Origin of the sequence: Enterobacteriaceae endosymbiont of Plateumaris consimilis (genome assembly GCF_012563145.1) — a bacterium.
Taxonomy (GTDB): domain Bacteria; phylum Pseudomonadota; class Gammaproteobacteria; order Enterobacterales; family Enterobacteriaceae.
The window spans coordinates 293889-320253 of sequence record NZ_CP046230.1 but is presented as its reverse complement, the minus strand read 5'-3'; the positions used below and the strand labels follow the sequence as shown (position 1 = coordinate 320253).

At 21.5% G+C, this 26365-nt stretch carries 41 protein-coding genes and 2 tRNA genes; 34 read left to right on the top strand and 9 right to left on the bottom strand.

Features of this window, described 5'->3' with window-relative positions:
- Window positions 1-74: 74 nt before the first annotated feature.
- From GJT81_RS01545 to rmuC, 3 genes are all read right to left on the bottom strand, one after another.
- Complete coding sequence (locus GJT81_RS01545; protein ID WP_169785580.1) at window positions 75-1268, bottom strand: porin; 1194 nt, start codon at window positions 1266-1268, stop codon at window positions 75-77.
- 120 nt (window positions 1269-1388) lie between these two features.
- Window positions 1389-2789 carry an asparagine--tRNA ligase gene (gene asnS / locus GJT81_RS01540; RefSeq protein WP_169785754.1) on the bottom strand — a complete coding sequence of 467 codons (1401 nt, stop codon included), beginning with the start codon at window positions 2787-2789 and terminating at the stop codon, window positions 1389-1391.
- 530 nt (window positions 2790-3319) lie between these two features.
- The gene (gene rmuC, locus GJT81_RS01535) at window positions 3320-4753 is read right to left on the bottom strand and encodes a DNA recombination protein RmuC (RefSeq protein WP_169785579.1); all 1434 of its coding nucleotides are present in this window, start codon (window positions 4751-4753) and stop codon (window positions 3320-3322) included.
- 128 nt (window positions 4754-4881) lie between these two features.
- Between rmuC and GJT81_RS01530 the strand changes: the two genes are divergently transcribed.
- Window positions 4882-4955, top strand: a tRNA-Ile gene (locus GJT81_RS01530).
- Window positions 4956-4959: 4 nt separating this feature from the next.
- Window positions 4960-5032, top strand: a tRNA-Ala gene (locus GJT81_RS01525).
- A gap of 29 nt (window positions 5033-5061) precedes the next feature.
- Here the strand turns inward: GJT81_RS01525 and GJT81_RS01520 are convergent.
- Window positions 5062-5298: an oxidative damage protection protein gene (locus GJT81_RS01520; RefSeq protein WP_169785578.1), complete on the bottom strand. Its 237-nt coding sequence runs from the start codon at window positions 5296-5298 to the stop codon at window positions 5062-5064.
- A gap of 113 nt (window positions 5299-5411) precedes the next feature.
- On the opposite strand from GJT81_RS01520, the gene trmB reads away from it, so the two are divergent.
- Complete coding sequence (gene trmB, locus GJT81_RS01515) at window positions 5412-6095, top strand: tRNA (guanosine(46)-N7)-methyltransferase TrmB (protein WP_169785577.1); 684 nt, start codon at window positions 5412-5414, stop codon at window positions 6093-6095.
- 5 nt (window positions 6096-6100) lie between these two features.
- Here the strand turns inward: trmB and hemW are convergent, their stop codons facing one another.
- The 3 genes from hemW to ruvX form a co-directional block, all read right to left on the bottom strand.
- Window positions 6101-7291, bottom strand: coding sequence for a radical SAM family heme chaperone HemW (gene hemW, locus GJT81_RS01510; protein ID WP_247645444.1), 1191 nt, complete (start codon window positions 7289-7291; stop codon window positions 6101-6103).
- A complete protein-coding gene (locus tag GJT81_RS01505; RefSeq protein WP_169785576.1) occupies window positions 7269-7829 on the bottom strand; it encodes a YggT family protein in 561 nt (186 codons plus the stop codon). The genes hemW and GJT81_RS01505 overlap by 23 nt, the downstream gene beginning before the upstream one ends.
- Window positions 7830-8033: 204 nt before the next feature.
- Entirely contained in the window at window positions 8034-8468 is a 435-nt protein-coding gene (ruvX, locus tag GJT81_RS01500) for a Holliday junction resolvase RuvX (protein ID WP_247645443.1), read from the bottom strand.
- 281 nt (window positions 8469-8749) lie between these two features.
- Here ruvX and rpsJ point away from each other — a divergent pair, with 281 nt between their 5' ends.
- From rpsJ to rplQ, 28 genes are all read left to right on the top strand, one after another.
- Window positions 8750-9061: a 30S ribosomal protein S10 gene (gene rpsJ, locus GJT81_RS01495; RefSeq protein WP_168867628.1), complete on the top strand. Its 312-nt coding sequence runs from the start codon at window positions 8750-8752 to the stop codon at window positions 9059-9061.
- Between the two features lie 53 nt (window positions 9062-9114).
- Window positions 9115-9756, top strand: coding sequence for a 50S ribosomal protein L3 (gene rplC, locus GJT81_RS01490; protein WP_169785574.1), 642 nt, complete (start codon window positions 9115-9117; stop codon window positions 9754-9756).
- A 30-nt stretch (window positions 9757-9786) separates the two neighbouring features.
- A complete protein-coding gene (rplD, locus tag GJT81_RS01485) occupies window positions 9787-10392 on the top strand; it encodes a 50S ribosomal protein L4 (protein WP_169785573.1) in 606 nt (201 codons plus the stop codon).
- On the top strand, window positions 10389-10691 hold the full coding sequence (rplW, locus tag GJT81_RS01480; protein ID WP_169785572.1) for a 50S ribosomal protein L23: 303 nt from the start codon (window positions 10389-10391) through the stop codon (window positions 10689-10691). Before rplD ends, rplW begins: the two co-directional genes overlap by 4 nt.
- A 19-nt stretch (window positions 10692-10710) precedes the next feature.
- The gene (gene rplB / locus GJT81_RS01475) at window positions 10711-11535 is read left to right on the top strand and encodes a 50S ribosomal protein L2 (protein WP_169785571.1); all 825 of its coding nucleotides are present in this window, start codon (window positions 10711-10713) and stop codon (window positions 11533-11535) included.
- A 17-nt stretch (window positions 11536-11552) separates the two neighbouring features.
- Window positions 11553-11840, top strand: coding sequence for a 30S ribosomal protein S19 (rpsS, locus tag GJT81_RS01470; protein WP_169785570.1), 288 nt, complete (start codon window positions 11553-11555; stop codon window positions 11838-11840).
- 27 nt (window positions 11841-11867) lie between these two features.
- The gene (gene rplV / locus GJT81_RS01465) at window positions 11868-12209 is read left to right on the top strand and encodes a 50S ribosomal protein L22 (RefSeq protein ID WP_169785569.1); all 342 of its coding nucleotides are present in this window, start codon (window positions 11868-11870) and stop codon (window positions 12207-12209) included.
- A gap of 13 nt (window positions 12210-12222) precedes the next feature.
- Window positions 12223-12918, top strand: coding sequence for a 30S ribosomal protein S3 (gene rpsC / locus GJT81_RS01460; RefSeq protein WP_169785568.1), 696 nt, complete (start codon window positions 12223-12225; stop codon window positions 12916-12918).
- Window positions 12919-12940: 22 nt separating this feature from the next.
- Window positions 12941-13363: a 50S ribosomal protein L16 gene (gene rplP, locus GJT81_RS01455; RefSeq protein WP_169785567.1), complete on the top strand. Its 423-nt coding sequence runs from the start codon at window positions 12941-12943 to the stop codon at window positions 13361-13363.
- Window positions 13360-13566: a 50S ribosomal protein L29 gene (gene rpmC, locus GJT81_RS01450; RefSeq protein ID WP_169785566.1), complete on the top strand. Its 207-nt coding sequence runs from the start codon at window positions 13360-13362 to the stop codon at window positions 13564-13566. Before rplP ends, rpmC begins: the two co-directional genes overlap by 4 nt.
- Window positions 13556-13810, top strand: a complete 255-nt coding sequence (gene rpsQ / locus GJT81_RS01445; protein WP_169785565.1) for a 30S ribosomal protein S17 — start codon at window positions 13556-13558, stop codon at window positions 13808-13810. The genes rpmC and rpsQ overlap by 11 nt, the downstream gene beginning before the upstream one ends.
- Before the next feature lie 94 nt (window positions 13811-13904).
- Window positions 13905-14276, top strand: coding sequence for a 50S ribosomal protein L14 (gene rplN / locus GJT81_RS01440; RefSeq protein ID WP_169785564.1), 372 nt, complete (start codon window positions 13905-13907; stop codon window positions 14274-14276).
- 17 nt (window positions 14277-14293) lie between these two features.
- Window positions 14294-14605, top strand: coding sequence for a 50S ribosomal protein L24 (gene rplX, locus GJT81_RS01435; protein ID WP_169785752.1), 312 nt, complete (start codon window positions 14294-14296; stop codon window positions 14603-14605).
- A 17-nt stretch (window positions 14606-14622) separates the two neighbouring features.
- Complete coding sequence (gene rplE / locus GJT81_RS01430) at window positions 14623-15162, top strand: 50S ribosomal protein L5 (protein ID WP_169785563.1); 540 nt, start codon at window positions 14623-14625, stop codon at window positions 15160-15162.
- Between the two features lie 10 nt (window positions 15163-15172).
- A complete protein-coding gene (rpsN, locus tag GJT81_RS01425) occupies window positions 15173-15478 on the top strand; it encodes a 30S ribosomal protein S14 (RefSeq protein WP_169785562.1) in 306 nt (101 codons plus the stop codon).
- A 33-nt stretch (window positions 15479-15511) separates the two neighbouring features.
- Window positions 15512-15904: a 30S ribosomal protein S8 gene (gene rpsH, locus GJT81_RS01420; RefSeq protein WP_169785561.1), complete on the top strand. Its 393-nt coding sequence runs from the start codon at window positions 15512-15514 to the stop codon at window positions 15902-15904.
- A 24-nt stretch (window positions 15905-15928) separates the two neighbouring features.
- The gene (gene rplF / locus GJT81_RS01415) at window positions 15929-16462 is read left to right on the top strand and encodes a 50S ribosomal protein L6 (RefSeq protein ID WP_169785560.1); all 534 of its coding nucleotides are present in this window, start codon (window positions 15929-15931) and stop codon (window positions 16460-16462) included.
- A 20-nt stretch (window positions 16463-16482) separates the two neighbouring features.
- Window positions 16483-16836, top strand: a complete 354-nt coding sequence (gene rplR / locus GJT81_RS01410) for a 50S ribosomal protein L18 (protein ID WP_169785559.1) — start codon at window positions 16483-16485, stop codon at window positions 16834-16836.
- 26 nt (window positions 16837-16862) lie between these two features.
- Window positions 16863-17393, top strand: coding sequence for a 30S ribosomal protein S5 (gene rpsE / locus GJT81_RS01405; protein WP_169785558.1), 531 nt, complete (start codon window positions 16863-16865; stop codon window positions 17391-17393).
- On the top strand, window positions 17377-17556 hold the full coding sequence (rpmD, locus tag GJT81_RS01400) for a 50S ribosomal protein L30 (RefSeq protein WP_169785557.1): 180 nt from the start codon (window positions 17377-17379) through the stop codon (window positions 17554-17556). Before rpsE ends, rpmD begins: the two co-directional genes overlap by 17 nt.
- Before the next feature lies 1 nt (window position 17557).
- Entirely contained in the window at window positions 17558-17992 is a 435-nt protein-coding gene (gene rplO / locus GJT81_RS01395) for a 50S ribosomal protein L15 (protein ID WP_169785556.1), read from the top strand.
- Between the two features lie 7 nt (window positions 17993-17999).
- Window positions 18000-19325, top strand: coding sequence for a preprotein translocase subunit SecY (gene secY, locus GJT81_RS01390; RefSeq protein WP_169785555.1), 1326 nt, complete (start codon window positions 18000-18002; stop codon window positions 19323-19325).
- Window positions 19326-19380: 55 nt separating this feature from the next.
- On the top strand, window positions 19381-19497 hold the full coding sequence (rpmJ, locus tag GJT81_RS01385) for a 50S ribosomal protein L36 (RefSeq protein WP_169785554.1): 117 nt from the start codon (window positions 19381-19383) through the stop codon (window positions 19495-19497).
- Window positions 19498-19551: 54 nt separating this feature from the next.
- Window positions 19552-19911 carry a 30S ribosomal protein S13 gene (rpsM, locus tag GJT81_RS01380; RefSeq protein ID WP_169785553.1) on the top strand — a complete coding sequence of 120 codons (360 nt, stop codon included), beginning with the start codon at window positions 19552-19554 and terminating at the stop codon, window positions 19909-19911.
- A gap of 17 nt (window positions 19912-19928) precedes the next feature.
- Window positions 19929-20321: a 30S ribosomal protein S11 gene (gene rpsK / locus GJT81_RS01375; protein ID WP_169785552.1), complete on the top strand. Its 393-nt coding sequence runs from the start codon at window positions 19929-19931 to the stop codon at window positions 20319-20321.
- 35 nt (window positions 20322-20356) lie between these two features.
- Window positions 20357-20977, top strand: coding sequence for a 30S ribosomal protein S4 (gene rpsD / locus GJT81_RS01370; protein ID WP_169785551.1), 621 nt, complete (start codon window positions 20357-20359; stop codon window positions 20975-20977).
- A gap of 24 nt (window positions 20978-21001) precedes the next feature.
- Complete coding sequence (locus GJT81_RS01365) at window positions 21002-21997, top strand: DNA-directed RNA polymerase subunit alpha (RefSeq protein ID WP_169785550.1); 996 nt, start codon at window positions 21002-21004, stop codon at window positions 21995-21997.
- A gap of 36 nt (window positions 21998-22033) precedes the next feature.
- The gene (gene rplQ / locus GJT81_RS01360; RefSeq protein ID WP_169785549.1) at window positions 22034-22411 is read left to right on the top strand and encodes a 50S ribosomal protein L17; all 378 of its coding nucleotides are present in this window, start codon (window positions 22034-22036) and stop codon (window positions 22409-22411) included.
- A gap of 9 nt (window positions 22412-22420) precedes the next feature.
- Here the strand turns inward: rplQ and fmt are convergent, their stop codons facing one another.
- Together fmt and def are read right to left on the bottom strand one after the other, a co-directional pair.
- Window positions 22421-23404: a methionyl-tRNA formyltransferase gene (gene fmt, locus GJT81_RS01355; RefSeq protein ID WP_169785548.1), complete on the bottom strand. Its 984-nt coding sequence runs from the start codon at window positions 23402-23404 to the stop codon at window positions 22421-22423.
- The gene (gene def, locus GJT81_RS01350) at window positions 23391-23942 is read right to left on the bottom strand and encodes a peptide deformylase (RefSeq protein WP_169785547.1); all 552 of its coding nucleotides are present in this window, start codon (window positions 23940-23942) and stop codon (window positions 23391-23393) included. The genes fmt and def overlap by 14 nt, the downstream gene beginning before the upstream one ends.
- A gap of 193 nt (window positions 23943-24135) precedes the next feature.
- On the opposite strand from def, the gene tsaC reads away from it, so the two are divergent.
- Genes tsaC through GJT81_RS01335 form a run of 3 tightly spaced genes read left to right on the top strand, consistent with a single transcriptional unit; the run spans window position 24136 to window position 26181 of the window.
- Window positions 24136-24684, top strand: a complete 549-nt coding sequence (gene tsaC / locus GJT81_RS01345; RefSeq protein ID WP_169785546.1) for an L-threonylcarbamoyladenylate synthase type 1 TsaC — start codon at window positions 24136-24138, stop codon at window positions 24682-24684.
- A 29-nt stretch (window positions 24685-24713) separates the two neighbouring features.
- Entirely contained in the window at window positions 24714-25541 is an 828-nt protein-coding gene (gene aroE, locus GJT81_RS01340) for a shikimate dehydrogenase (RefSeq protein WP_247645441.1), read from the top strand.
- Between the two features lie 13 nt (window positions 25542-25554).
- Window positions 25555-26181: a Fe-Mn family superoxide dismutase gene (locus GJT81_RS01335; RefSeq protein ID WP_169785544.1), complete on the top strand. Its 627-nt coding sequence runs from the start codon at window positions 25555-25557 to the stop codon at window positions 26179-26181.
- Window positions 26182-26365: the final 184 nt, after the last annotated feature.

The following is a 26365-nucleotide window of genomic DNA, read 5'->3' as shown; positions in this document are numbered from 1 at the left end:
ATCACTATTAATAATTAATAGATAGTTAATTAGTATTTGTAAATTTTTGAAAAATAAAAAATTAATTTTTTTAATTAAAAATGATATGTTAAACCACAACCGATCATATCATCATTTGGTATATAAGTACTTATTACATAATCTGTAAGATTTAATAAATTAATTTTATATCCTACATAAGCTAAAAAATTTTTACCTAAAGAATATGAAGTACCAATAGTTAAATATTTAGCTAAATCAATTCTTCCAGAAGGATAGTCAGTTCCAGCAGGTATATTATCACCTTGTGATTGTAAATAAGATATTGAAGCTTTTAAATTTTTATTAAAGTAATATTGACCTAAAATTTCTAAACTTTTAGTTTGATTAGCTAATAAAAATTGATTATGTGCAAGATATCTCATTGAATGATTAGTTGCACTAAAAACTGTTGATAAATAAATATTTTCTTTATTATATTTTATACCCAATGCATAAGCATTAGACATATTATTATTATTATCTTTATTATTATTTCTATTATCTTTATTATTATCTTTATTATTATCTTTTATTTTTACTTTTTTATTTTTTATATTTTTACCAAAATTAAATTTGTAAAATAATGATTTATTATGAATATCAGGAGTACTATAAGAAGAAAAATAAGATCCAATAATATTAATTCCGCATCCTAAATTATATTCAATTGATGATCCCCATCCTTCACCATTTTGCTCTTTTTTAGAAAATTCATTATTTCCTTGATATTGGAAAGCAATATTTAATCCATCTATTAAACCAAAAAAATTATTATTTCTATATGTTGTTAAATTATTTGATCTACCAAACATAAAATTATCATTAAAATAATATATTCCATCATTTAAAATAGGAAATTTATTTATATATGAAATAGCGTCGTATAATATACCATAATTTCTACCATAACTTATAGTTGTATTATAGTATTGTAATCCTAAAAAACCTAAATGTATTATAGGATAATTAGGCTGAGATTCAGTTTTATTTATTTGTATAGTATATTCAAATTGCCCAAATGCTTTTAAAACATTATTAATTTTTGTTGTACCTTTTAACCCTAAATCAAAATTATATTGTTTGTTATGTTTAACTGGTTTATTATTTTTTTTAGAAAAAATATCATAAACATTTAGATTACCATATAAATCTAATGTTTGATTATTTTTATCATAAATTTCATTGGCATATACAATATTAAATAATAATAAAAATGGTATTAACAATTTTAATATATTAAATTTCATAATTATCCTCGATAATATATTATTTATAATATTTTTAATTATCTATATATATTATATATAATATTACTTTATTTTTTTATTTCAGAAAACTAATTTTTAACATTATTTGTAATTTTTTAATTAAAATTTAGCATTATATGGAGTTCTTGGAAATGGAATAACATCTCTAATATTATACGATCCTGTAATATATGCTACAAATCTTTCAAATCCTAAACCAAAACCGGAATGTATAACAGTACCGTATTTTCTTAAATCACGATACCACCAATAATCTTTTTTATTTAATTTTAATTCATTAATTCTATCATCTAAAATATTAATTCTGTGTTCTCGTTGAGAACCACCTATAATTTCTCCTATATCTGGAAATAAAATATCCATAGAAGACACTGTTTTATTATCCTCATTAAGATACATATAAAAAGCTTTTATTTCTTTTGGATAATTATATACAATTACTGGTGCATTAAAATAATCATTAGTTAAATATTTTTCATGTTCTATAGATAAATCTTTTCCCCATAAAACTGAATTATTAAAATTTTTTTGATTTTTTATTAAAATATCAATAGCATGAGTATAATTAATAATTATAAATTTATTTATAATAATTTTATTAATTTTATCAAATAAATTAATATTATTTTTTTTTGATAAAAAATTGATTTCATCTATATGATTATGTAAAATTTTTTTACATAAATATTTTAATAATTTTTCTGCTAGACACATAATACTTTTTAAATTTGTAAATGACATTTCTATTTCTAACATCCAAAATTCAGCTAAGTGACGATTAGTATTAGAATTTTCTGCTCTAAAAGTAGGACCAAAAGTATATACTTTAGACATAGAACATGCATATGATTCTAAATTTAATTGTCCAGATACAGTTAAAAAAGATTCTTTACCAAAAAAATCATTTTTAAAATCTATTTTTTGATGTTTATTTAAAAATAAATATTTAGAATTAAGAGTAGAAACTCTAAACATTTTACCTGATCCTTCAGTATCTAAAGTAGTAATTAATGGAGTATTAATCCAAAAAAAATTATTTTTATGAAAAAAATTATGAATATATAGAAATATATTATGTTTTATTCTAGTGATACTACTAATTAATTTAGTACGTGAACGTAAATGAGATACTTTTCTTAAATATTCTAAACTATGTTTTTTAGGTGTAATAGGATATGTTTCAGGATTTTTTACCCATCCTAAAACTTTTATTTGTGTAGCACATATTTCATATTTTTGTAATTTTTTAGGAGATTTTATTAGTTTTCCTGTAATTGTTAAAGAACAACCACTAGTTATTAATAATATTTCTTTTTTATAATTATTTAACGATGAATAAGCTATTACTTGAATATCATTAATGTTTGAACCATCATATAAAATAATAAAAGTTATTCCTGATTTAGAAATTCTTTTTGTACGAACCCAGCCACTTATAGTAATTTCACTATTAATTTTAATTTTATCTTTTATTAATTGAGAAATACTAGAAACTAAAATCATAATTTTTTCTCTTTATTTAAATATTTTCTTATATTATTTAAACTTACAAAAATTTAATTTTAAAATATTACAAGTATTGTATAAAATAAATATTTAATAATAAAAAATAAGTATTTTTTATATGTTAAAATCAATTATATAAAATATTAGTCAGTTTATAATTTTTATTATAATATAATATATATATTATATATCACTTTTTAAAAATTATAAAAAATATTTTTTTATAAATAAACAATTTTGAAAATTTATTAAATATTTTTATTTAAATTTTTCTAAATTAAGAAAAATTTTTTCATTAAAAAGTTAAAAGTATTTAAATAATATAAAATATAGATATAAATAAATTTAATATTAATTATTAATTAAAATTAAATGATTATTTTTAAGTATTATATATAAAAAACAATTATTAATTATTAATAACTATAATTAAAATATTTATTTTTTATTTAAAATTTTATTTATAATATTATAAATATATTAAATTATATTAATATGTTTTTTTTTATAAATAAAAAATAGTATTAATCATTTTCTATATATTTTTTATTTATTTTGCTAACTACTTCAATACCTAAATTTCTAAAGTTTTCTGCTTGAGAAATAATATTACCCTTTCCTGTAAATAATTTTTTTTTTGCTGAATTATAATTATCTTGTAATTTATTTAAACTTTTTTCAATATTATATATATCTTCTATAAAAAGTCTAATTTTATTATATAATTTTGTAGCTTTATCAACTATCATTAAAGAGTTTTTATTTTGTTTATCAAAACGCCATAAATTACTAATAGTTCTAAGAGTAACCATTAATGTTGTTGGACTAACTAACATAATATTTTGTTTTAATGCTTCATTTAATAATGAAGGTTTATAACCTATAGCTATTAAAAATGCAGGTTCTATAGGAATAAACATAATAATATAATCTAATGTTTTCATATTAGGTAAATTTTGATAATTTTTATTACTTAATAAACGTACATGATTTCTAATAGCTAGAATATGTTCATCTAAAGCTTTATTTTTAATTTTATTATCATCAGAATTAAAATAACGTTCATAAGCTACTAGAGTCATTTTAGAGTCAATTATAATATTTTTATTATGAGGTAACTTTATTATTATATCAGGTTGTATTTTTTTTTGTTTATCTTTTAATTTAATAATTTTTTGAATTTCGTATTCGTATCCTTTTCTAAGTCCTGATGATTCTAATATTTTATTTAAAATTAATTCACCCCAGTTTCCTTGAATTTTATTATTTCCTTTTAAAGCATTTGTTAAATTAATTGCTTCTTGAGAAAGATGATTATTTAATTTTTGTAAATTACGTAATTCATAAGTTAATATATTTCTTTCAGAAGATTCTTGATTTAAATTATTTTGAAGTTGATTTTTAAAATCATTTAATTGATTTTTTAATGGATTAATTATGTTTTTTATATTTTTTTTATTACTTTCATGAATACGTTTTTCATTATTTTCAAATATTTTATTAGCTAAATTCATAAATTCTAAATTTAAATAATTTTTATTTTTTGTCATTAATATTTCTTTTTTTTCAAAAAAAATAATTGAGTCTTTCAGTTCAGTTTTAACTTTACTTATTTCTGATTTTAAATCAGAAATAATTTCTAATTGATTTAATATTTTTATTTTTAAATCATTATTTTCTAATTTTAAAAATTTTAAATTATTATTTTTTTCTATAGTAAGGACTAATTTAATTTCTAATTCTTGTAAATTATTGTTTAAATTATCTTTTAAATTTAATAGATTTTTTAATTCAATATTTAATTGACTATTTTCATTTATTTTTTGTTCTAAAATTTTTTCATTAATTTTAATTTTTAAACTTAATTTATTAAAATTATTAATCTTTTTTTTATATAAAAATATTAAACTAAAAAGTAGTATAAATTCTAAAAATGCAAATGTATTATAATATGACATATAATTTTACTTCATATAATAAATAATAATTATTTTATAATAAATGAAATAAATAATTTTTAAAATAATTACAATATTTTATTTGACTTTTAATAATAAATATGAATAAATTATTTGATAATAGTTATAGGCTTGTAGCTCAGATGGTTAGAGCACACCCCTGATAAGGGTGAGGTCAGTGGTTCAAATCCACTCAAGCCTAAAAAGGGGCTATAGCTCAGATGGTAGAGCATCTGCTTTGCACGCAGAGGGTCAGCGGTTCGATCCCGCTTGGCTCCAATAATTTAAATAATATTTTATTAAAAATATTAATTTTTCATAAAAAGAAAATATATCATACTTTTTTTTAAGTAATTAAAATGTTTTTTATCTGTCATATTTAAATTATTTTCATTAATTAACTTAGTTTGTTTAATTAACCATTGTTTCCATGCTTCTTTAGATATTTGATTAAAAATAATTTTTCCAATATATTCAGGATATATATAATGATTTAATCCTGTCATTTCACATTGATAAAATATGCAAAAAATTTTTCTAGACATATAAAATATTTCCAAATATGTAATTTATTATTTTATTTAATATAATATAGATTATATAATTAAATTTATAGAATGGATAAAATTTATTATATAAATACAACAAAAATTGTAAAATGAAAAATAATATTAAAAGTTTTATTTGTCGTTATAGAAAATTAAGTAAATCACAAAAAAAAATATTAGAAAAATATTCATGTATATTTAATATTGAATTTCAAACAATACCTATAAATTTTAATTTAATATTTCATAATAATTTGCCAATTATAATTGATATTGGTTTTGGAACAGGAGAATTACTTATTAATATTGCTATAAATAATCCTCAATATAATTTTATTGGTATTGAAGTATATATACCAGGAATAATTAATTGTTTGAAAAATATTCATATAAATAAAATAAATAATTTACAATTAATTAATTATAATGCTGTAGATGTTTTACAAAAAATGATTCCTTATAATTTTATAAAATTAATTCAAATATATTTTCCTGATCCTTGGCCAAAACTAAAACATAAAAAAAGAAGATTATTAAATAATCATTTTTTAAAACAAATATTTTTATTATTACAAAATAAAGGAATATTATATATCAATACAGATGATACACAATATAAAGATTACATTATTTTTAATATTAATAATATTAATAATAATAATTATATTACCCCATCAAATACATTTAAAAAAATCTATAAAAATTATGATAATTTATCATCAACAAAATTTTTTAATAAAGCAAAAAAAATAAATAAAAAAATATGGATTTTAGAATATATAAAAACTAATTAATTTAACTAAATAAAGATTTCTAATAAATTATTTAAAAATAAATACCCTTTTTTAGTAACTATCAAATAATTTTTATTATGTTTCATATATCCTAATTTTACTGATTTTGTTATATGTAAACTAATAGAATTAATTTTTATACCTGTAATTAAAGTAAAATCTTTTTTAGAAATTTTTTTAAATAAACGAAATCTATTTAAAAAAAATTCTAATATTTTATCACAATCTTTAACTTTTTTATAAGAAAATAAATAATTACCATTCATATATTTTATAATATTATTATTTTTAGTAGTACGAATAATACTTCCATCATTCATAGTAAATTTACCATGTGCTGAACAACCTATACCAATATAATCTCCAAAATTCCAATAATTTAAATTATGTTTACATTTAAAAATATTTTTTTTTACAAAAGAAGATATTTCATAATGTATATATCCATATTTTTTTAAAATTTTTTTACCTTCTTTATAAATTTTCCATAAAGTATTATATTTTGGTAAATTTGTTGGTTTATATTTATAAAAAATTGTATTTGGTTCTATTGTAAGTTGATACCATGATATATGTTTAGGATGAAAGAATAATGTTTGATATAAATCATTTTTGGCTTCTTTTAAAGTTTGTCCTGGTATGCCATACATTAAATCTATATTAAAATTTGTAAAACCATTATCAACTACTGTATTAATAGCATTAATAGCATCTTTAGCTGAATGAATCCTTCCTAATAATTTTAGACTAATATCATTAAAACTTTGAATACCTATAGAAATACGATTAATTCCACTTTTTTTATATTCTAAAATATTTTTTTTATTAATAGATGAAGGATTCGCTTCTATAGTAATTTCAGCTGATTTTTTTATATATACTTTTTTATTTATTTCATTTAATAAATAATAAATTAATTTTCCATTTATTAAACTAGGTGTACCTCCACCAAAAAAGATACTTGTAATATAAATTAGTTTTTCTTTTAAAAAAAATAAATCGTTTTCTAAATCAAATAATAAATTATTAATATATCTTTTTTTTATATTTTTATTAGAATTAGAGTTAGAATCAGAAATTCTTAAAGAATAAAAATCACAATAAGGACATTTTTTTAAACACCAAGGAATATGAATATATAAACTATAATATTTTTTTTGCATACATTGTAAATTATATTGTTGACCAAAATACATGAAATACATCTTGACCTAAAAAATTTAACAAGTATAAAATAACACTGATTATAAAAGGTGATATATCAATATTATAAATAGGTGGAACAAATTTTTTTACAGGTTCTAGTATTTGATCTGTTAATATGTTTAATATAAGGTCAAAATCATTATAATTTCTATTAAACCAACTAAATATAGAACGTATAGTTACTAACCAAAATATCAGATATCCACAAGATTTTATTAAAGAGAATAAACCTATAATAATATACATTATAAATGATGTACAAGGAGTTGAATCTGATTTAAAGTATGACAATAGAGGATATTTTATTATACATATAATACTTAAAATAATAAATGATGATAATTCAAATTTTTTTACATCAGGTATATATTGTTGTATTGGTTTAATAATAGGTTGTGATATTATGGTAATAAATTGTGAGAAAGAATTATAAGTATTATTTGTAACTAAAGTAATCCATATTCTTAATAATAAGACAATTGTAGTAATTTCACATACACTTTTAGCTAAAAACATTAATGTTAACATAGATTCCTCACAATCATGAATATTTATATTAATAAAATATGTAATATAATAATAATTATTATTACTTAATATAATTTAATATATAAATAAAATTATATTTGGTAATTATTTTTAATAATAATATAAATCAAGTATAATTAAATTTTTTAATTTTATTAATGGAATTTATTATTTAATAATATTTTATATTAATAATTAATATTATTAATATTTATTATTAATTTCAAACCAACTTTGAAGAATAACTGATGCTGATAAAGAGTTTACATTATTTTTTTTTAACATTTTCCATCCTCCATTTGTAAATAAAATATTTTTAGCTTCAATAGTACTTAAACGTTCATCATGTAATTCTACATCTATATCAAATTTACTTTTTATTAGATATGCAAAATTTTTAGTTAATATTGTAATTTTTTGTTCACTACCATTCATATTTAACGGTAATCCAACTATAATTTTTTTAGCTTTCCAATATTTTATTATTTTTTCAAATTTATGCCAATGAGGTTTACCTTTTTTATTATTTTTTATTTGTTTTAATGTATGAGCTATACCAATAACAGTATGTCCAACAGCTACACCAATGTTTTTAGTTCCGTAGTCAAAAGCTAATAAAGTTATATTTTTTTTATTCAAAAACATTTCTTAATGATTTTTATTATTGAATTTTATTATTTTTATTTAAAATCAAAAATTTAATTATATTATTAATAATAATATATTGTTTTTCAAATTTTATAAATTAAATATATTGCTTTCTATATATTTTATCAGTCATAATAGCAATATTATGTCATAATAATTATGTAAATAATAAATATTATAATTAATATAATATCACATAGGTCCTCTCAAAGCTATTTTAAAGTTTGTTGAAGGTTATTTTAATTTTTTTAATTGGAGGCTCTGGTCTAATAATGCAGAACCAAAGAATCCGTATTCGTTTGAAAGCTTTTGATCATCGTTTAATAGACCAATCAACTACTGAAATTGTTGAGACAGCTAAACGTACTGGTGCACAGGTACGTGGTCCTATACCTTTACCTACACAAAAAGAACGTTTTACAATTTTAATTTCTCCTCATGTTAATAAGGATGCTCGTGATCAATATGAAATTCGTACTCATAAACGTTTAGTTGATATTATACAACCTACGGAAAAAACTGTAGATGCATTAATGCGTTTAGACTTAGCAGCTGGTGTAGATGTACAAATTAGTTTAGGTTAATTAATAAAAAACTAATATTTTTTTAAAAAAAAATTATGTAAGGTTATATAATCATGATTGATTTAATTGGTAAAAAATTAGGTATGACTCGTATTTTTACTGAAGATGGAATATCTATTCCTATAACAGTAATAAAATTTGAGAATATTAGTATTACTCAAATAAAAACTGTTATGAATGATGGTTATAATGCTATTCAAATGACAACTGGTATAAAAAAAGTTAGTCGTATAAATAAAGCTGAAGCAGGTCATTTTGCTAAAGCAAAAACTTCAGCTGGATATATATTGTGGGAACATCGTTTTCTTTCTAAGAATCAAAATATATTTCATATAGGTCAAAATATAACAATTGAAGTTTTTAATAAAATAAAAAAAGTTGATGTAACTGGAATTTCTAAAGGAAAAGGGTTTTCAGGTACTGTTAAAAGATGGAATTTTAAAACTCAAGATGCTAGTCATGGTAATTCATTGTCTCATAGAGTTCCTGGATCTATTGGACAAAACCAAACTCCAGGAAAAGTTTTTAAAGGTAAAAAAATGGCTGGCCAATTAGGAAATCAACAAGTTACAATCCAGAATTTGGAGATAATTAAATTAAATATAAAAAAAAATTTGTTATTAATTAAAGGTGCTATTCCTGGATTTTCTGGAAGCAATGTTATTGTTAAACCCGCTATTAAAAATTTACCTTAAAAGTTAATAATTTAACTTTCAGGAATAAAAATGGAAATTATAACAAAAGATACAAAAAATAAAGTAATATTATCAGATAATATTTTTAATAAACATTATAATAAACCTTTAATACATCAAGTATTAGAATCTTATAGAACAATGAGTAGACAAGGAACTAAAGCACAAAAAACAAGAGGAGAAGTTAAAGGTTCTGGTAAAAAACCATGGAGACAAAAAGGTACAGGAAAAGCTAGAGCTGGTTCTACTCAAAGTCCTATTTGGCGTTCTGGAGGTGTAACCTTTGCATCGAAAAATAAAATATATTATAAAAAAATTAATAAAAAAATGTATCGTAATGCATTAAAAAGTATTTTTTCCGAGCTTCTTAGAAAAGATAGAATAATTTTATTAAGTGATTTAATTATTGAAAAACCTAAAACTAAAATTTTAATAGATAAATTGAAAAATTTTATTTTTAAAAAAGCAATTATTATTACTATTTATATAGATAATAATTTATCTTTAGCTTCTCGAAATTTATATAATATACAAATAAAAAATTCAATGAATATTGATCCAATTAGTTTAATTAATAGTGATAAAGTTATTATAACTATAAATGCAATTAAACATATAGAGGAAATATTAACATGATTTTAACAGAAAATTCTTTTAAAATTTTACAATCTCCTCATGTATCTGAAAAATCTTCTTTAGCAATAGAAAAAAGCAATACTTTTACTATTAAAGTATTAAAAAAAGCAACTAAAAAAGATATTAAAATAGCTATTCAAAAAATTTTTAAAATTAAAGTTAAAAATATAAATACTTTAATAGTAAAAGGAAAAACAAAAAAAAATAAAAATTATATATATAATCGTAATAACTGGAAAAAAGCATATATTTCTTTACAAAAAGGTCAAAATATAGATTTTAATATAAATAAAAATTAATAAAATAAAAAGTATAAATATGACAATTATTAAATGTAAACCTACATCTCCTGGTAGACGACATATGATTAAAGTAGTTAATCCATTTTTACATAAAGGGAAACCACTTAAATCTAAAATTGAGAAAAAAAATAAATCTGGTGGACGTAATAATCATGGACATATAACCACTAGACATATTGGAGGTGGACATAAAAGATTATATCGTATTATAGATTTTAAAAGAAATAAAGATTCTGTTCCAGGGATTGTTGAACGTATTGAATATGATCCTAATCGTTCTGCAAATATTGCATTAATTAAATATAAAGATGGAGAAAAACGTTATATAATATCACCTAAAAATTTAAAAATAGGTGATATGATTCAATCAGGAACTAATGTGGATATAAAAATAGGTAATTCATTACCAATGAACAATATTCCTATAGGATCTATTATCCATAATATAGAAATGAAACCAGGAAAAGGCGGACAAATAGCTAGAGCAGCTGGAACATATGTACAGTTAATAGCTAAAGAAGGATTATATGTTACTTTACGTTTAAGATCTGGAGAAATAAGAAAGATTTCATCTAATTGTAGAGCAACATTAGGAGAAATTGGAAATAATGAACACATGTTAAAATCTTTAGGAAAAGCTGGAGTTAAAAGATGGATGGGAATTAGACCTACTGTAAGAGGAACTGCAATGAATCCTATAGATCATCCACATGGTGGTGGAGAAGGTAAAAATTTTGGTAAACATCCAGTAACTCCATGGGGAGTTCAAACTAAAGGGAAAAAAACTAGAAAAAATAAAAGAACTGATAAATATATTGTTCGTAATCGTAATAATAAATAATAAAAAAGGTAATTTATATGCCCCGTTCTTTAAAAAAAGGTCCTTTTATTGATTATCATCTATTAAAAAAAGTAGAAAAAGCAATAGAAAAAAAATCTAAAAAACCATTAAAAACTTGGTCTAGAAGATCAACTATATTTCCTAATATGATTGGTTTAACAATAGCTGTTTATAATGGACGTCAACATATTCCTATTTTTATTTCAGATGAAATGGTAGGACATAAATTAGGTGAATTTTCTCCAACTCGTACTTATAGAGGACATAGTGCTGATAAAAAAATTAAAAAAACAATAAAAAAATAAATATTTTAATTTTATTAAAGGAAAAAAATGGAAGTTTTAGCAAAACATCTATATTCACGATCTTCTGCTCGAAAACTAAGATTAATTGCTAATCTTATAAGAGGAAAAAAAATATCAAAAGCTTTAGATATTTTAAATTTTTCTAATAAAAAAGCGTCAATTCTTATAAAAAAAGTATTGAATTCTGCTATATCTAATGCAGAAAATAATAATGGTATGGATATTGACAATTTAAAAATATCAAAAATTTTTATAGATGTAGGATCTAATATGAAACGTATTATGCCTCGTGCTAAAGGACGTTCAGATCGTATTTTAAAATATACAAGTCATATAACCGTAATTGTATCTGATAATAATATTAGTTAAGGAAATATAAATAATGGGTCAAAAAACACATCCTAATGGTTTAAGGTTAGGTATTATTCAAACATGGAACTCTACTTGGTTTTCTAATACAAAAGATTTTGCAAATAATCTATATAGTGATTTTAAAGTAAGAAAATTTTTAAATCAAAAATTAATTAAAGCATCAGTTTCTCGTATTACTATTGAAAGACCTTCTAAAAGCATTAGAGTAACAATACATACAGCTAGACCAGGAATAGTCATAGGTAAAAAAGGTGAAGATGTAGAAAAACTTAGAAAAATGATTTTTCAAATTTCTGGAGTGCCTACACAAGTTAATATTACTGAAATTCGTAAACCAGAATTAGAAGCTAAATTAGTTGCTGATAATATTTCAATGCAATTAGAAAAAAGAATTATGTTTAGAAGAGTGATAAAAAGAGCTGTACAAAACTCAATGAGATTAGGAGCATTAGGAGTTAAAGTAGAAGTTAGTGGTCGTTTAGGAGGGACTGAAATAGCTCGTACAGAATGGTATAGAGAAGGTCGTGTGCCATTACATACTTTACGTGCTAATATTGATTTTAGTTTAGCTGAAGCTCATACAACTTATGGAATAGTTGGAATTAAAGTTTGGATTTTCAAAGGAGAAATTTTAGGTAGTATTACTGATCATAATCAAAAATTAAATAAAATAATTCAAAATTCTAAAAAAATAGGTATTAGATAATAAAAATAAAAGAGGATTTTATATGTTACAACCAAAACGTACAAAATTCAGGAAAATGCACAAAGGTAGAAATAGAGGAATTGTTGTAGGAATGAACATTGATTTTGGTTCTTATGCATTAAAAGCAGTTCATAGAGGAAGAATTACTGCTAGACAAATAGAATCAGCAAGAAGAGCAATTAGTAGATCTATGAAAAGACAAGGAAAAATTTGGATTAGAATTTTCCCTGATAAACCTATTACAGAAAAACCATTAGAAGTTCGTATGGGTAAAGGTAAAGGTAATGTAGAATATTGGGTAGCATTAGTACAACCTGGAAGGATATTATATGAAATAGATGGTATTTCAGAAGAATTAGCTAAAAAAGCTTTTAGATTAGGATCAGCAAAATTACCAATAAAAACAATTTTTTTAAATAAGAAAAATATAATAAAAATATTATGAATACAAATGAATTATTAAAAAAAAATCATAAAGAATTAAATAAAGAATTACTTAGTTTATTTAGAGAACAATTTAATTTAAAAATACAATTAAAATCCGGAAATCTTAAACAAACTCATTTATTAAAACAGTCTAGAAAAAATATAGCAAAAGTTAAAACAGTTTTATCACAAAAAAAAGAGATTATAAATAATGCAAAGTAAAAAAAAAATATTAAAAGGAAAAGTCACAAGTAACAAAATGAATAAAACTATTGTAGTTTACATTAATAGATTTATAAAACATCCAATTTATGGAAAATTTATAAAAAAAACAACAAAATTACATGTTCATGATGAAAATAATAAATGTAATATAGGTGATTTTGTTGAAATAAAAGAATGTAGACCATTATCAAAAACTAAATCTTGGACTTTAGTAAATATTATTACAGAAGTAATAATTTAAAATATATTATTCATAAAATTTAATAAATTAATATCTATTAGATATTCATTATTAAATTTTCATAAAAAATTTATTATTAACTAAAAAGATAATTATGATACAGGAACATACTATATTAAATGTTGCAGATAATTCTGGAGCTCGTAGTGTAATGTGTATTAAAGTATTAGGAGGTTCACGTCGTCGTTACGCTAATATTGGAGATATCATTAAAATAACTATAAAAGAAGCTATATCAAAAGGTAAAGTAAAAAAAGGTGATGTATTAAAAGCTGTTATAGTAAGAACTAAAAAAGGAATACGTCGTTTAGATGGTTCAATTATTCGTTTTGATCATAATGCATGCGTATTATTAAATGATACTAATGAACAATTAATAGGAACAAGAGTTTTTGGTCCTGTGACTAGAGAATTAAGAAATGAAAAATTTATGAAAATCATTTCATTAGCTCCAGAAGTAATTTAAATAGGATGGTAAAAATTATGGCATCTAAATTACGTTGTAATGATAAAGTTATTATTTTAGCAGGTAAAGATAAAGGCAAGAAAGGTAAAATAAAGTATTTTTTAAATTCTAAATTAGTAATTATAGACGGAATAAATTTGATAAAAAAACATATTAAACCTGATCCTTCTAAAGCAAATTCAGGTGGAATAATAGAAAAAGAAAATTTTATTCATATTTCTAATATAGCTATATTTAATACTCAAACAGGAAAACCTGATCGTATAGGTTTTAAATTTATAAAAGGTAAAAAACTACGTTTTTTAAAATCTAATAATAAAATTATTTAATAAATAGGTAATATGTTATGTCAAAATTATATAATTACTATAAAAATAAAATAGTAAAAAAGTTAATATATAGTTTTAAATACTACTCTATTATGCAAGTTCCTCGTATAAGTAAAATTACTTTAAATATGGGTGTTGGAAAAGTTATTTCCGATAAGAAACATTTAGAAAATGCTATAAATGATTTAACTGTAATTAGTGGACAAAAACCTTTAATTACTAAAGCTCATAAATCAATAGCAGGATTTAAAATCAGACAAGGTTATCCTATAGGATGTAAGGTTACTTTGCGTGGTAAAAGAATGTGGTATTTTTTTGAACGTTTATTATTTATTGCTATACCTAGAATAAGAGATTTTAGAGGTTTGTCTAAAAAATCATTTGATGGATATGGTAATTATAATATAGGAATTAAAGAACAAATAATTTTTCCTGAAATTAATTTTGATAAAATTGATCATATTCGTGGTTTAGATATTTCTATATCTACTACAGCTAATTCTAATAAAGAAGGTTATGCTTTACTTTATGAATTAAATTTTCCATTTCGTAATTAAGGATTTTATTATGGCTAAAGAATCTATAAAAGCTCGTGAAATTAAAAGAGTAAACTTAGCAAAAAAATTTTTTATCAAAAGACAAAAATTAAAAAAGTTAATATCTAATTTAAATGTATCAGATAAAGTTCGTTGGGATGCAATTTTTAAATTACAATCTTTGCCAAGAGATTCGAGTATTTCTAGACAAAGAAATAGATGTAAACAAACAGGTAGACCTCACGCTTTTTTAAGAAAATTTGGTTTAAGTAGAATTAAAGTACGTGAATCTGCAATGAAAGGAGAAATTCCTGGATTAAAAAAAGCTAGTTGGTAAATAATTATATAAATATATTATGGAATATAAAACATGTGTATACAAAATCCTATTGCTGATATGTTAACAAGAATTCGCAATGGTCAATTATCAAAAAAAATAAAAGTTATAATGCAATATTCAAAAATGAAACAATCAATTGCAATTATTTTAAAAAATGAAGGATATATTAAAAATTTTCAAGTTATTGAAAATAATACATCTCAATTAGAAATTTTTTTAAAATATTTTAAAGGTAAAGCTGTAATAGAAAAAATTAAATGTATAAGTCGTCCTGGACTAAGGATTTATCAAAGAAAAAAAAATTTACCTAAAGTTATGGCAGGATTAGGAATTGCTATTATTTCTACATCAAAAGGAATAATGACTGATTACAATGCACGTTATTATGGAATAGGTGGAGAAATAATTTGTTACGTTTCATAATTAATTAATTAATAAGGTATTAAAATGTCTCGAATAGCTAAAAATCCCATTTTTATTCCTGATGAAGTTAAAGTTTCTATAAATAAAAAAAAAATAATTATTCAAGGAAAAAATGGTATATTAACAAATATAATAAATCCTTTAGTAAAAGTTAAAATTCATAATAAACAGTTATTTTTTGTACCTAAAATAAATAATAATAATTCTTGGTCATATGCTGGAACATCAAGATCTATATTAAATTCTATGATTATAGGGGTAACTAAAGGTTTTTCTAAAAAACTTATTTTATTTGGTATAGGTTATAGAGTAACCCTTAATAAAAATATTTTAAATTTAATGTTAGGATATTCTCATCCAATTTATTATACTTTACCTGAAGGAATTAAAGCAGATTGTACAATTCAAAATGAAATACTTTTAAAAGGATCAAATAAACAATTATTAGGTCAAGTAGCAGCTAATATTAGATCTTATAGAACTCCTGAACCATATAAAGGAAAGGGTATTAGATATAGTTATGAAAAAATAAAAATTAAAGAAATAAAGAAAAAATAAGGATAAATAAATTAAATATTATGAATAAAAAAAAAATTATTCGTATTAAAAGAATAACAAAATTACGAAAAAAGAATCATCAATTAAAAACTACACGTTTAGTTATACATCGTACTTCACATCATATATATGCTCAAATTATATCTTATACAAATAAAATTTTAGTAACTGCTTCTACTTTAGAAAAAAATATTCGTAAAAAACTATCATATACGGGTAATATAGAAGCTGCTATTATAACAGGAAAAAAAATTGCAAAAAGATCAATTAATAAAGGTATTGTTATTGTTTCATTTGATCGTTCAGGATTTAAATATCATGGACGTATTAAAGCATTAGCAAATGCTGCACGTAACTCGGGTTTGCAATTTTAATTATTCAATTTTAAAGGAATGATTTAATGCCTATTTATGATAATAAAAATCAAAATAATGAATTAAAAGAAAAACTTATTTCTGTAAATAGAGTATCTAAAACTGTTAAAGGAGGAAGAATATTTTCATTTACAGCATTAACTGTTGTTGGTAATGGTAAAGGTCGTGTTGGTTTTGGTTATGGTAAATCTAGAGAAGTTCCTAACGCAATACAAAAAGCTATGGAAAAAGCTAGAAAAAATATGATTAACATTGTATTAAATAATAATACATTACAATATCCTGTTAAAGGAAATCATACAAGTTCTTATATATTCATGAAACCAGCTCATGAAGGTACTGGTATTATAGCTGGAGGAGCTATGAGAGCCGTTTTAGAAGTTACAGGAATTTATAATGTTTTAGCAAAATCTTATGGTTCAACTAATCCTATTAATATAGTAAGAGCAACTATAAAAGGTTTATCAAGTATGAAATCATTAAAAATGATTGCAGCTAAAAGGGATAAAACAGTAGAAGAAATAGAAAGGAATATGAAAAATGTTAAAAAATATTAAAATTACACAAATTAAAAGTTCTATAGGTAGATTACCAAAACATAAAGCAACTTTAAATTGTTTAGGTTTAAAACGTATAGGTCATACAGTAATTAAAAAAAAATCTCCTATTATTTTAGGTATGATAAAAAAAATTTTTTATATGATAAAAATAGGTAATTAAAATGTATTTAAATACTTTGGCTCCTTCTTTAGGATCAAAACATTATAAAAAACGTTTAGGACGAGGTATTGGTTCAGGATTAGGTAAAACTAGTGGTAGAGGTCATAAAGGACAAAAATCTCGTTCTGGTGGAAAAATAAATAAATCTTTTGAAGGAGGTCAAACTCCTTTACATAGAAGATTACCAAAATTTGGTTTTAAATCACGTAAAAAAATTTTTTATAAAGAAGTTACATTAAATGATTTAAATAAAATAAAAAGTAATGTTATTGATTTAAATACTTTAAAAGTATTCAAAGTTATTAGTAAAAAAATTAAATATGTTAAAATTATAAATACCGGAAAAATCTTTGTATCATTAAAACTTATTAAATTACGTTGTACAAAAAATGCAAAGCTTGCTATTGAAAGATTAGGTGGAAAAATAGAGGAATAAAAAGTCAATGATAAAACCATTTTCTAAATTAGATTTTCAAAGTACTAAAAAAGGTTTTAGTGAATTAAAACAAAGATTCATATTTTTAATTAGTGCTTTAATTATTTTTCGTATAGGATCTTTTATCCCTATACCTGGTATAAATTTAAATGTATTAAATACGTTAATTAAACACCAAAGTGGTACTATTATTGATATGTTTAATATATTTTCTGGTGGAGCTTTGAGTAGAGCTTCTATTTTAGCTTTAGGAATTATGCCATATATTTCAGCATCAATTATTTTACAATTATTAAGTGTTCTTCATCCTAAATTAATTGCTTTAAAAAAAGAAGGAGAAGCAGGTAGACGTAAAATTAATAAATATACCAAATATACTACATTAATTTTATCTATTATACAATCTGTAGGTATAGTAACTGGATTACCTAAAATATCAGGTATGCAAAATTTAATTTTAAATCCAGGTATCTGTTTCTTTTTTATTTCTGTATTAAGTTTAGTTACAGGAACTATGTTTTTAATGTGGTTAGGAGAACAAATTACAAATAGAGGAATTGGTAATGGTATTTCTATAATTATAGTTATAGGTATTATTTCAGGATTACCAACTGCTATTGGACATACAATAGAACAAATTAATGAAGGTGATTTAAACTTTTTTATAATATTAATATTATTAATAATAATTTTTATTATTACTTTCTTTGTTGTTTTTATGGAAAGAGGTCAAAGAAAGATAATAGTTAATTATGCTAAAAGATATAGTGGCAGAAATTTATATAAACAACAAAATACTCATTTACCATTAAGAATTAATATGTCAGGTGTAATACCTGCAATATTTGCTTCTAGTATTATTTTATTTTTTATCACTATAACATCTTGGTTTGGTAATAGTACAGGATGGGAATGGCTTAAAAATATTACTATTATTTTACAACCTAAACAAATGTTTTATATGATATTATATGTTTCTTTAATTATGTTTTTTTGTTTTTTTTATACACTTTTAGTATTTAGTCCAAAAGAAACAGCAGATAATTTAAAAAAATCAGGTGCTTATATTTCTGGAATACGTCCAGGAGAACAAACAGCTAAATATATTAAAAAAATTATTTTGCGATTAACATTAACAGGTGCATTATACATTAGTTTTATATGTTTAGTACCTGAGTTTTTACGTAATATCATAAATGTTCCTTTTTATTTTGGGGGTACATCATTACTAATAGTGGTAGTTGTTACTATGGATGTTATAACTCAAATACAAACATTAATTATGTCAACTCAATATGAATCTATGTTAAAAAAAATTAATTTAAAATCATAAATTTTACTAATTTAATTATTTAAAATAATTTTTATTAAAGGATATATATTATAATATGAAAGTACGTACTTCTGTTAAAAAATTATGTCGTGATTGTAAAATTATTCGTCGTCATAGAGTAGTTCGTGTTCTGTGTAAAAAAGATCCGAAACATAAACAACGTCAAGGTTAAATAAAATTAATAATTTTTTGTTATCATTATTTTTACTTTTGTAAAGGAGTTAATGTGGCTCGTATAGCAGGAATTAATATTCCTAATAATAAACATATTAAAATAGCATTACAATATATTTATGGTATTGGTAATTATCATTCTATACATATTTGTAAAATTATTAATATTAATCAATATACTAAAGTAAGTTCATTGTCAGAAGAACAAATAGATTTATTAAGAGAAGAAGTATCTAAACTTACAGTAGAAGGAGAATTAAGAAGAAAAGTTAATCTAAATATTAAGAGATTAATTGATTTAGGATGTTATCGAGGATTAAGACATCGTAAAGGTTTACCAGTAAGAGGACAACGTACTAAAACAAATGCACATACTAGAAAAAAATTTCGTAAAATTTTTAAAAAACAATAATTTATTGAGATATTAATATGAAAAAAAGACAAAATTCTAAATTTAAAAAAAACATAAAAAAACAAATTATTGATGGTATTGCACATATACATGCATCTTTTAACAATACTATTGTTACCATTACAGATAGACAAGGAAATTCATTAGGATGTGCTACAGCAGGAGGTTCTGGTTTTAGAGGATCTCGTAAGTCAACACCATTTGCTGCACAAGTAGCAGCAGAACGTTGTGCAGAATCTGTAAAAGATTATGGTATAAAAAATCTTGAAGTTATGATAAAAGGACCAGGACCAGGAAGAGAATCAACAATTAGAGCATTAAATAATGCTGGTTTTCGTATTACAAATATTACTGATATTACACCAATACCTCATAATGGTTGTCGTCCTCCAAAAAAAAGACGTGTATAATAAACATTATTATAAATAATATTAAAGAGAATGAAATGGCAAAATATTTAGGACCTAAATTAAAATTGAGTAGAAGAGAAGGTACAGATTTATTTTTAAAATCTAATGTTCGTAACATTGATTCAAAATGTAAATTAGAACAAGCTCCTGGACAACATGGATTGAAAAAATCAAGATTATCTGATTATGGGATACAATTAAGAGAAAAACAAAAAGTTCGTCGTATATATGGTGTTTTAGAAAAACAATTTCGTAATTATTATAAAAAAGCATTAAAATTAAAAGGAAATACAGGATTTAACTTATTATTATTATTAGAAAAAAGGTTTGATAATGTTTTGTATCGAATGGGATTTAGTGTTACTAGATCAGAAGCAAGACAACTTATATGTCATAAATCTGTAAAAATTAATGATTTTATTGTTAATATACCTTCTTATCAAGTAAAAATTAATGATAAAATAGAAATATGTGAAAAATCAAAAAAACAAATAAGAATAAAAGCAGCTATAGATCTTTCTAGTCAATTTGAAAAATCTAATTGGTTAGAAATAAATACTAATAAAATGGAAGGTATATTTAAACGTATTCCAGAACGTTCTGATTTATCATCAGATATTAATGAACATTTAATAATTGAATTATATTCAAAATAATTTTATAAAATTGAGAGATTATAAATGAATAATTCTGTAACTGAATTTTTGAAACCTCGTTTAGTTAATATTAAAAAAATTAATAAAAATACTGTTAGTGTTACTCTTGAACCTTTAGAAAGAGGTTTTGGACATACATTAGGTAATGCATTAAGACGCATTTTATTATCTTCAATGCCTGGATATGCAGTTACTGAAGTAGAAATTGAAGGAATATTACATGAGTATAGTACAAAAGAAGGAGTTCAAGAAGATATTATTGAAATTTTATTAAATTTAAAAAAATTAGCTGTAAAGGTTAAAAGTAATAAACAAGAATTTTTTTTAACTTTAAATAAATCAGGAGTTGGTCCAGTAATAGCAGCAGATATAGATCATGGTAATGATATTGAATTAGTAAATCCAGATTATATTATTTGTAATTTAACAGATCAAAATACTTCAATTAACATGAAAATTAAAATTGAATTAGGTAGAGGATATATTGCTGCATATACTAAAATTCATTCTGAAAAATATGATGATCGTCCAATAGGACGACTATTAGTCGATGCATGTTATAGTCCAATTGAAAGAATAATGTATAATGTTGAAGCAGCAAGAGTGAAACAAAGAACAGATTTAGATAAGTTAATAATAGAAATGGAAACTAATGGTACTATAGATCCAGAAGAAGCAATAAGAAAAGCTGCTACAATTCTTTCAGAACAATTAGAAACTTTTGTTTATTTACGTAATATTCCTCAACAGGAAATTAAAGAAGAAAAACCTGAATTTGATCCTATTTTATTGCGTCCAGTAGATGATTTAGAATTAACTGTCAGATCTGCTAATTGTTTAAAAACAGAATCGATACAATTTATAGGTGATTTAGTACAACGAACTGAAGTTGAATTACTTAAAACTCCTAATTTAGGAAAAAAATCTTTAACAGAAATTAAAGATATTTTAGCTTCTAAAGGTTTAACATTAGGAATGCGTTTAGAAAATTGGCCACCCATTATAATCGAAAAAAAATAATTGTTTAATTTTTTTTAATATTAAAGGTAATATAATATGCGCCACCGTAAAATAGGTCGTCATTTAAATAGAACTAGTAGTCATCGTAAATCTATGTTTAAAAATATGGCTAATTCTTTAATAAAATACGAAATTATTAAAACAACAACCATAAAAGCTAAAGAACTAAAAAGAACAATAGAACCATTAATAACAATTGCAAAAAATAATAATATTGCTAATAAAAGATTAATTCGTTCTCGTATAAATAATAAAAATAATTTAATTAAATTATTTGATTTTATAGCACCAAGATTTAAAAATAGATCAGGAGGATATACACGTATAATAAAATGTGGATTTCGTAGTGGTGATAAAGCACCAATGTCATATATAGAATTATTGGAACGAAAAATAATAACTAAAAAAAAATAATAATTTAAATTATTTTAAAATTACACCTTTAGAAAAAAGTTTAATATAATTTTGATTATTTAAAAAATCTCTAATATTCATTGGTACCCTACCACAGGGTTGAATTACTTTGATTTTTAGTATCCCATTAATTGTACTTATATTAATACTATTCTGAATGTCTACATATAATATTTCACCTGGTATTGATATTTTTTTATTAAAATTATTTTTCATTATTGCTGTTGCATTCCATATTTTAAATCTTTCATTTTTTAATAAAAAATATGTTCCTGGATATGGGTTAAATGCACGAATAATACATTCTATTTTTTTAGCTGACAGAGACCAATTTATTTTACTTTCTTTTTTTAAAATTTTGTGAGCATATGTTATTTTTATATTATATTTATTTTGAGGTTTTAATTTAATACTTTTTCCTTCAGAAAAGATATTTAAAATATATAAAAGACCTTGTCTTCCTAAGACACATAATTTATTATATAAAGTACCATATGTTTCATTAGAATAAATATCACATTTTTTTTGATAGATAATATCTCCAGCATCTAGACAACTATTCATTTTAATTATACTTATACCAGTCTGAGTATCATTTTCACATAAAGCTCTTTGTATTGGTGCAGCACCTCTCCATCTAGGTAATAATGATGCATGTACATTAATACATCCTAAACTTGGTATACTTAAAATTAATGGAGGTATTAATAAACCGTAATCTACAACAATAATTATATTAAATTTGTATTTTAATATTGAATTTAAAAATTCTTTATTGTTTAAAGATGAAGGTTGTAAAATATTTATTTTATGTTGTAAAACTAATTTTTTAATAGGATTAAAAGTTAATTTCTGTCCTCTATTAGAGTAATTATCTGGTTTAGTAATAACACAAATTATTTTATAGTGTTTTAATAATTCTTTTAAATGAAATACTGCAAAATTAGAAGTACCCATAAAAATAATTTTTATTTTATTTTTATTTATATTCATTGTAATTATATATTATTTTATTTTTTTTATAACGTATTATTTTTTGATAAAATTTTTTCATTTTTTTATAAACTCTTTGATATTTTAAATTTGATAAATAATCGATAAATAAAATACCATTTAAATGATCTATTTCATGTTGTAAACAATAGGATAATAAATTATTAGCTTCTATTTCAAAATTTTTATTAGTTAAGTTTTTTGCTTGTACTTTAACTGTTTTATATCTATAAATAAAATATTTTTGTTGAGGTATTGATAAACATCCTTCTTCATTATTAATTTTAGTTTTGTTTTGTACAATTATTGTTGGATTAATGAAAACTAATGGATTATTTTGCTTATTTGATACATCTATAACTATAATACGTTTATTTACTCCTATTTGTGTTGCCGCTAAACCTATACCTTTATAAGTATACATAGTTTTAATCATATTATTAGTTAATAATTTAATTTTATTATCTATTTTTTTTACAGATTTAGCTACAATTCTTAATTTATCATTTGGAAAATATAATAATTTTAATATTGACATAAAATTTTTATAAAAATTATTTATTGTTAAATTATTATTTAAAATTAAATGTATTATTTATAATACTTATAAAATAAGTATATTTTTTATAATATATTTTTTATATAAAAGATAATTATATGATAAAATAAAATTTAATACAATTATTAATTATATATGATTGTTAGTATAAATTTATCAAATTAGTTATATTATGAATTTTAATATATTTATTGACGCATTAAAATTAGGTAAAATAATTGCTTATCCTACTGAATCTGTATTTGGATTAGGATGTGATCCTGATAATAAAAATGCAGTATATAAACTATTATCTATAAAAAAACGTAATATTAATAAAGGATTTATTTTAATAGCTTCAGATTATAAACAATTATTATCTTATATAGACGAAACTAAGTTATCTTTAAAGCAAATTAATATGGTTCTATCATGTCAAAAATTTATAACATGGACAATACCTATATCATTAAATACTCCTTATTGGTTAACAGGAAATTTTAATTCAATAGCCATTCGAATAACTGATTACTATCCTATTAATAAATTATGTCGTTTTTATGGTAAACCTATTGTTTCTACCAGTGCAAATATAACAGGTCATAAACCATGTTTATATTCTCATGAAATCAATTCTCATTTTAAAAAAAAAATATTAATTTTACATGGTTCTATTGGAGGATATAAAAAACCCTCTGAAATTAGAGATATTACAACAAATAAAATTATTCGAAAAGGATAATATTAAAAAATAAGTGATATAACATGAAAATGTTTGCTATTTTTGGAAATCCTATAAAACATAGTAAATCTCCTACAATACATAAACTTTTTGCAGAACAATTAAATATTCTACAACAATATAAAAAAATATATGTTCCAATTAATAAATTTAATAATATAATTAATTATTTTTTTAAACATGGAGGCTATGGTGCTAATATTACAATACCATTTAAAAAAAATGCATATGACATATGTGATTTTTTAACAGAAAGAGGAATTAAAAGTGGTGTAGTTAATACATTAAAAATTATTAAAAATAATAAAATATTAGGAGATAATACCGATGGTATTGGTTTATTAAAAGATTTACAAAAAATTAATTTTATACATAAAAATAGTAATATATTATTATTAGGTGCAGGAGGAGCAGCTCAAGGTATTATATACCCCCTTATTAATTTTGGTTGTAAAATTACAATAACTAATCGTACTTATAAAAATTCTTGTAATCTTTTAAATCATTTTAATAATAAAAAACATATTGAAGTGATCAAAATAGAAGATACCTATAATATAACTCATATTAAAAACATAAATTATGATTTGATTATAAATGCAACATCTAGTAGCATTAAAAATAAAATTCCAAATATTTCTTCTAATATTATACATAATAATATTTTTTGTTACGATTTATTTTATAGTTCTAATATTACATCATTTTTAAAATGGTGTTTATATCATGGAGCTAAACAAGTATCTGATGGTATGGGTATGTTAATAGAACAAGCAGCTTATTCTTTTTTTTTATGGTATGGAATTATGCCTAATACTACATTAATTTTGAAAAAATTTAAAAAAAAATATTTATAAAGGAATTATTTATATGGTTTATAAATTACCATCTTTATCATATAGTTATTCTGCATTAGAACCATTCTTTGATAAAGAAACAATGGAAATCCATTATACAAAGCATCATCAAAATTATGTGAATAATACTAATTTAATCATTGATAAAATTAATTTAAAAAATATTTCAATAAATGAATTATTATCTATGATAGATGTAATACCATTATCAACTTTACAAAGAAATTTTTTACGTAATAATGCTGGTGGTCATGCTAATCACAGTTTTTTTTGGAAAATTTTAAAAAAAAATACTCAACCTAATGATATAATTAAAGAAGCTATAATAAAATCATTTGGTAGTTTTAAAAAATTTCAAAAAAATTTTGAAAATATTGCTATAAATTTTTTTGGATCAGGATGGATTTGGTTAATTAAAAAAAATAGTATTTTAAGTATAGTTACTACTAAAAATCAATATAATCCATTAATGGGTAAAAATGTTAATGGTTTTTTTGGTTATCCAATAATAGCTTTAGATTTATGGGAACATGCATATTATTTAAAATATCAGAATCAAAGATCTTTGTATATAAAAGCTTTTTGGAATGTATTAAATTGGGATGCAGTACAAAATTTATTTTTAAAAAGTGAATTATAATTTTTTTTACTTTTATAAACGATATGTTTTATTATATTTTAATATAAACATATCGTTTTTAATTTTTATTTAAAATATTATTTAATCTAAATTATTAGATGTAATTTAATTATATGTATTAAAACTTAATAATTTATCTAAAATTTATTTAAATAAGATTTATTCATAAAAAAATTTAAATTAA